Origin of the sequence: Roseobacter sp. HKCCA0434 (assembly GCF_032464675.1) — a bacterium.
Lineage (GTDB): Bacteria > Pseudomonadota > Alphaproteobacteria > Rhodobacterales > Rhodobacteraceae > Pontivivens.
Genome location: NZ_JAWDKL010000035.1, coordinates 21,626 through 28,015 on the forward strand (window position 1 = coordinate 21,626; position 6,390 = coordinate 28,015).

Genomic DNA, 6,390 nt, shown 5'->3' on the forward strand with positions numbered 1-6,390 from the left:
TGCCCCGGATCGGTGGCACTCGCAATGGGGGGCGGAATGGGCTAGGCGGGGAGGGACAATTCCTGACCGGATGGTAAAGATGGCCGATACGCTGCTTTTGGGGCGCACGCTGCAATTCACGGGCAACCCGTTCCTCGACGGGTTGGGGGCCGCTGTCGTACAGGATCAAGGCGGCGTGCTGATCCGGGACGGTCTCGTGGCCGAGGTCGGCGACGGCGCGGCGCTGCGCCGCGCGCATCCGCAGGCGGAGCTGCACGACCACGGATCGCGGCTGATCCTGCCCGGTTTCGTCGACGCGCATGTGCACTACCCGCAGACCGGTATCATCGCGAGCTGGGGCAAGCGGCTGATCGACTGGCTGAACACCTATACCTTCCCCGAGGAGATGCGCTTCGACGACGCGGATCATGCGGCGCGGATGGCGGCGCTCTATTACGACTTCAGCCTCGCGAACGGCATCACCAGCGCCGCGAGCTTCTGCACCATCCATCCCGCGAGCGTAGACGCCTATTTCGAGGCGGCCCGCGCGCGCGGGATGCGGATGATCGGCGGCAAGGTGATGATGGACCGCAACGCGCCCGAGGGGCTGCGCGACGACGCGCAATCGGGCTATGACGAGAGCCTCGCCCTGCTGGAGACTTGGCACGGGGTGGACCGGCTGGGCTATGCCGTCACGCCGCGCTTCGCCCCGACCTCGACGCCCGCGCAGCTGGAGGCGGCGGGCGCGCTGTGGGCCGAGCATCCCGATTGCGCGATGCAGACCCATCTGAGCGAGCAGCGCGAGGAGATCGCCTGGATGCGCGAGCTGTTCCCGGACGATCCCGACTACCTCGCCGTCTACGAACGGTTCGGACTGGCGGGACCGGGGGCGGTAATGGGTCACGCGATCCACCTGGAGCCGCGGGAGATCGCGGCGCTGGTCGCCACGGGCTCGGGCGTGGCGCATTGCCCGACCTCCAATACTTTCATCGGGTCGGGGCTGTGCGACGTGCGCGGGCTCGTGGAGGCGGGCGTGCCGGTCGGGCTCGCCACCGATGTGGGCGGCGGATCGAGTTTCTCCATGCTGCGCACGATGGCCGCGGCCTACGAGGTCGGGCAGCTGCGGGGCGACAGCCTGCACCCGGCGGAGCTGATGTGGCTGGCGACGCAAGGGTCGGCGGACTGCTTGCGCATCGGGGGCGAGGTCGGCGGGTTGCAGCCGGGGCGGGAGGCGGATCTCGTGGTGCTCGACCTCGCCTCGACGCCGGTGATCACTCAGCGCGCGGGGCGGGCCGAAGACCTGTGGCAGGCGCTGTTCCCGACGATCATGCTGGGCGACGACCGTGCCGTGGCGGATGTGTACATCATGGGGGCGCGGCGGCCTTGAGTATTTGGACCAATCCGAAGGGGGCCGCGCTTGAACCCCGTGGCCCGCTTGGGTAGACCGAGCCGACGCCTGAAAGGGAGCCGATCATGGCCATCGACACCGATACCGCGCGCCGGGTCGCGCATCTCGCCCGCATCCGGGTGGAGGAGGAGCGGTTGCCCGCCCTCGCCGAGGAACTGAGCGCGGTGCTCGCCTTCATGGAGCAGCTGAGCGAGGTCGACACCGACGGGGTGGAGCCGATGACCTCCGTCACGCCTATGAACCTCAAGCGCCGGGCCGACGAGATCACCGATGGCGATCGGCAGGGCGACATCCTCGCGAACGCGCCCGATGCGCGCGAGGGCTTCTTCGCGGTTCCCAAGGTGGTGGAATGACCATGCTCAATACGCTGACCATCGCGGATGCCCGCGCGAAACTGGCCTCCAAGGAGGTGACGAGCCGGGAGCTGACCGAGGCCTGCCTCTCCGCGATCGACGGGGCAGCGGCGCTCAACGCCGTCGTGACCGTGACGGCGGAGAAGGCGCTGGCGATGGCCGATGCCGCCGATGCGCGCATCGCGTCGGGCGAGGCGGACGCGATGACCGGCATCCCGGTCGGAGTGAAGGACCTGTTCTGCGTCGAGGGTGTGGCCAGCCAGTCGGGATCGAAGATCCTCGACGGCTTCGTGCCGCCCTACGAATCGACCGTGACGGCGAAGTTGTGGGACGCGGGCGCGGTGTGCTTGGGCAAGCTGAACCAGGACGAGTTCGGCATGGGCTCGGCCACGGAATATTCGGTGTTCGGGCCGACCGTGTCCCCGTGGCGCAAGGAAGGGTCGGAGGCGAAGCTGACGGCGGGCGGGTCCTCGGGCGGGTCGGCGGCGGCCATCGCGGCGGATCTGGCGCTGGGTGCGACCGGCACGGATACGGGCGGCTCCATCCGCCAGCCCGCCGCGCTGACCGGCACGGTCGGCCTGCGCCCGACCTATGGGCGCTGCTCGCGCTGGGGGATCATCGCCTATGCCTCATCGCTCGATCAGGCGGGGCCGATGACCAAGACGGTGCGCGATGCGGCGATCATGCTGGGCGCGATGGCCGGGCACGACGCGAAGGACTCGACCTCCGCCGATATGCCCGTGCCTGATTTCGAGGCGGCGCTGACCGGCGACATCCGGGGCAAGAAGATCGGCATCCCGCGCGAGTATCGTCTCGACGGTCTGTCCGACACGATCTCGGCGGAATGGGATCGGGGCGCGCAGATGTTGCGCGACGCGGGCGCGGAGGTGGTCGACATTTCGCTGCCGCACGCGCAGCACGCGTTGCCGACCTATTACATCATCGCGCCCGCCGAGGCGTCGTCGAACCTGTCGCGCTATGACGGCGTGCGCTACGGCCACCGGGCGAAGCTCGCGGCGGGCGATGGCATCACCGACATGTACGAAAAGACCCGCGCCGAAGGGTTCGGGCCGGAGGTGCAGCGCCGCGTGATGCTGGGCGCCTATGTGCTGAGTGCTGGCTTCTACGACGCCTATTACCGCAAGGCGCAGCGGGTGCGCACGCTGATCCGGCAGGATTTCGAGGCGGCCTTCAACGACGGGATCGACGCGATCCTGACGCCGGCGACGCCCTCGCCCGCCTTCGAGATGGGCAAGGCGGCGGAAATGAGCCCGGTCGAGATGTATCTCAACGACGTGTTCACGGTGACTCTGAACCTCGCGGGCCTGCCGGGCATTTCGGTGCCGTCGGGCCTGTCGGCGGACGGGCTGCCGCTTGGCCTGCAGCTGATCGGCAAGCCGTGGGAAGAGGGCGAGCTGCTCAACACCGCACTGGCGGTCGAGCGGGCGGCGGGCTTCGACGCGAAGGCCGCGAAGTGGTGGTGATCACGCGTCGAGCGTGATCGCGACCGGGCCGTCGCCGAGGGTGCCGATGCGCCAGACCGGCTCGCCCGCGTCCTTCAGCTCCGCCTCCACCTGATCGGCCAGGTCCGGCGGGACGGCGGCGAGCATCCCGCCGCTGGTCTGCGGATCGACGGCGAGGTCGGCGCGCGGTCCGGCCGGGGCCGCCAGTGCCATGGCGCGCGCGCGGTTCTGCGGGTAGAGGGAGGAGCGGTGGCCGGCGGCGGCCAGCGCCTCCGCCCCGTCGATCAGGGGCAGGTCGGTGAGCCGTGCGGAGAGGCCGCGCGCCTCCAGCATCGTCATCAGGTGCCCGGCGAGGCCGAAGCCGGTGACATCGGTCATCGCCGTCGCGTGTTGCGCAAGGATCGCCGCCGCGCGGGCCGGGCTGCGGGCCATCCAGTCGAGCGCGCGGGCGACGACCGGGCCGGGGGCCTTGGCCTGCATGTCGGCAGCGAGGATCGTGCCGGTGCCGAGCGGCTTGGTCAGCAGCAGGACATCGCCCACCCCGGCGCCGTCATTGCCAACCGCGCGACCCTCGATCAGGCCGGTGACCGTGAAGCCGATCGTCATTTCCGCACCGAGCGAGGAGTGCCCGCCGACGAGGTCCGCCCCGGCCTCGGCCAGCGTGGCCTGCGCGGCGTCGAGAATCTCGCGCAGGGTCTCGGCCTGCGGGCGCGGGGCCATGCGAGGCAGGATGATCTGGCTGAGCGCCGCCTGCGGCCGGCCGCCCATCGCCCAGACATCGCCCATCGCGTGCAGGGCGGCGATGCGGGTCAGCAGCCAGGGATCCTCGATGAAGGCACGGAAATGGTCGGTCGTCAGGCTCTGCGCACCTGCGGCGTGGGTCAGCAGCGCCGCGTCGTCGCCGGTGCCGCGCAGGATATCGGGACGGCTTGGCGCGGGCAGGGCGGCGAGGCTGTCGGTCAGCACGTCCGCGCCGACCTTGGCCCCGCAGCCGCCGCACAGGGGCTGTTCGTTGGTCAGGTCGGCGAGGCCATCGGCGGCCTCGCGGGGGGGCGGGTCGCTCGCGGCCATGTCGGGCAGGTCGGCGAGGCGGTCCATGAACTTGCGGTCGATATGGTCCTTCCAGCGCCACATGGCGGCGCCGGACGGGGCGAAGGAGGGCCAGTAATCGGCAACGGCGGCCTTCTCGCCCAGGCTGACGAGCTTGAGGTAGTCCTTCTGCGGGCGGTAGTCCTTCGCCGTACCCGCGCCGAGGGCCGCGCGCAGGTTGCGGGTCAGGATCGGGGCCTGCCGGACGGCGAAGACGCCCGCCTTCTCACGCGGGGCGTGGGTCATGTGGGCACAGTCGCCGACGGCGAAAACCTGGGGGTGGGAGGTGCTGGCGAGCTTCGGGCCGATATCGAGGAAGCCGTCCGTCTGCGCGAGCCTGGTTTCGGCCAGCCAGGGCTGCGGCGTGGCCCCGGCGGCCCCGACGGTGAAGCGCGATGGCACGTCGCCGCGATCCGTCTCGATATGGGTGGCGTGGATGCGGGTGACCTTGGCGCCCTCCATCACCGTGATCCCGGCGGCGGCGAGCCGCTTGGTCAGCACCGCGCGCGCCTTGCGCCCGGCATTGGCGAGCGCATCGGAATGCTCGCAGATCGTGATGCGTGGGGCGTGATCGCGCAGGCGGTGGTGCATTGCGAGGGCGAGTTCGGCCCCCGCGATGCCGCAGCCGATTACCGCGATCTCGGGCGTCTCGCCTTGCTCCACCTCCGACACGAAGGTGGACCAGCGGTCGGCGAAGGGGCCCAGTGGCTTGGCCGGGACGGCATGTTCGGTGAAGCCGGGCAGGGTCGGCACGGTGGCGGAGATCCCGACATTGATCGACAGAACGTCATAGGCGATGGGCGCGCGCCCCGGCACGGTGACGCGCCGCGCCTGCGGGTCGAGGCCGATCGCCGGTTTCAGCACCACCCGCGCGCCCGCGAACCGGGCGAGGCGCATCATGTCGATGTCGAGGTCCTTGCGCGCGTAATGCCCCGCGACGAAGCCGGGCAGCATGCCGGTATAGGGCGCCGTCGGCTCGGGCGTGATCAGGGTTAGCCGCGCGCCGGGCAGCGGGTCCATACCCCAGCGGCGCAGCATCAGCGCGTGCGCGTGGCCGCCGCCGATCAGGACGAGGTCGCGGGTGACGGGGTGGGTCGGGCGCATGTCCGAGCTCCTTCGGATGACGGCTCGGACCGTGCGTCAGCCCTTCGCCGCCGCGATCCGTGCCTTGCGCCGCCGGGCGAGCATGTTGAGCCCCTCGATCAGCGCGGCGAAGGCCATCGCGGAATAGATGTAGCCCTTGGGGATCTTCACGTGGAAACCCTCGGCCAGCAGCGTCGTTCCGATCACCAGAAGGAAGCCGAGCGCCAGCATCACCACGGTCGGGTTCGAGTTGACGAAGGCCGAGAGCGGTGCCGCGGCGATCAGCATGCAGGCGACGGCGAAGATGACTGCGATCACCATGATGATGACATGCTCGGTCATCCCGACCGCGGTGATGATCGAGTCGATCGAGAAGACGAGGTCGAGGATCAGGATCTGCGTGATCGCCGCCCCGACGGTCAGCGTGACGGTCTTGCCGGTCAGCACGTCGCCCTCGGGGTCGGGGTCGACATGGTGGTGGATCTCCTTCGTCGCCTTCCAGATCAGGAAGATGCCGCCTGCGATCAGAATCAGATCCTTCCACGAGAAGGCGGTGCCGAACAGCTCCAGCACCGGCTGCGTCAGGCTGACGATCCAGGCGATGATGGTCAGCAGACCCAGCCGCATGACAAGCGCCATGCCGATGCCGATATTGCGCGCGCGGGCGCGCTGGCCCTCGGGCAGCTTGTTGGTGATGATCGAGATGAACAGCAGGTTGTCGATGCCCAGCACGACCTCCATCACCACCAACGTGGCGAGGGCGGCCCAGTTGGCGGGGTCGCTCATGATCTGGAGGAAGGCGTCCATCGAATTCTCCTGCGCTGGCGCATCGTGTTGCGCGAGGAGCTAGCGTGGGGCGCGCCTGCTTCCAGTGGTCAGGAGGCGCGGTCGCGCAGGGCGCGGGCCCGTTCTTGCAACTCGCGCGCGCTGCCGTCGTCGTCGGGGGCCGCGCGGTCGAGGAGGTTGCGCGCGCGCTGCAACAGGTCGAGCGCCTGGCCTTCGCGAGCGGTGGGGG

5 protein-coding genes are annotated in these 6,390 nt (G+C 70.1%); 3 read left to right on the forward strand and 2 right to left on the reverse strand.

The window, feature by feature from the left end:
• Positions 1 to 79: 79 nt before the first annotated feature.
• The 3 genes from guaD to gatA all read left to right on the forward strand — a co-directional run bounded on the left by guaD (position 80) and on the right by gatA (position 3,224).
• Complete coding sequence (gene guaD, locus RX333_RS16060; protein ID WP_316015972.1) at positions 80 to 1,366, forward strand: guanine deaminase; 1,287 nt, start codon at positions 80 to 82, stop codon at positions 1,364 to 1,366.
• A gap of 86 nt (positions 1,367 to 1,452) precedes the next feature.
• On the forward strand, positions 1,453 to 1,740 hold the full coding sequence (gatC, locus tag RX333_RS16065) for an Asp-tRNA(Asn)/Glu-tRNA(Gln) amidotransferase subunit GatC (protein ID WP_316015973.1): 288 nt from the start codon (positions 1,453 to 1,455) through the stop codon (positions 1,738 to 1,740).
• Positions 1,737 to 3,224 (forward strand): Asp-tRNA(Asn)/Glu-tRNA(Gln) amidotransferase subunit GatA, encoded by a 1,488-nt coding sequence (gatA, locus tag RX333_RS16070; protein ID WP_316015974.1) that lies wholly within the window; start codon positions 1,737 to 1,739, stop codon positions 3,222 to 3,224. The genes gatC and gatA overlap by 4 nt, the downstream gene beginning before the upstream one ends.
• On the opposite strand, the gene selD is transcribed toward gatA, so the two are convergent.
• Both selD and RX333_RS16080 read right to left on the reverse strand, forming a co-directional pair.
• On the reverse strand, positions 3,225 to 5,396 hold the full coding sequence (gene selD, locus RX333_RS16075) for a selenide, water dikinase SelD (protein ID WP_316015975.1): 2,172 nt from the start codon (positions 5,394 to 5,396) through the stop codon (positions 3,225 to 3,227).
• A 36-nt stretch (positions 5,397 to 5,432) separates the two neighbouring features.
• Positions 5,433 to 6,182 (reverse strand): TerC family protein, encoded by a 750-nt coding sequence (locus tag RX333_RS16080; protein WP_316015976.1) that lies wholly within the window; start codon positions 6,180 to 6,182, stop codon positions 5,433 to 5,435.
• Positions 6,183 to 6,390 lie beyond the last annotated feature (208 nt).

Excerpts from the sequence above, each read along its gene's own strand:
- guaD (WP_316015972.1), top strand. The coding sequence starts at position 80 with ATGGCCGATACGCTGCTTTTGGGGCGCACGCTGCAATTCACGGGCAAC.
- gatC (WP_316015973.1), top strand. The coding sequence starts at position 1,453 with ATGGCCATCGACACCGATACCGCGCGCCGGGTCGCGCATCTCGCCCGC.
- gatA (WP_316015974.1), top strand. The coding sequence starts at position 1,737 with ATGACCATGCTCAATACGCTGACCATCGCGGATGCCCGCGCGAAACTG.
- selD (WP_316015975.1), bottom strand. The coding sequence starts at position 5,396 with ATGCGCCCGACCCACCCCGTCACCCGCGACCTCGTCCTGATCGGCGGC.
- RX333_RS16080 (WP_316015976.1), bottom strand. The coding sequence starts at position 6,182 with ATGGACGCCTTCCTCCAGATCATGAGCGACCCCGCCAACTGGGCCGCC.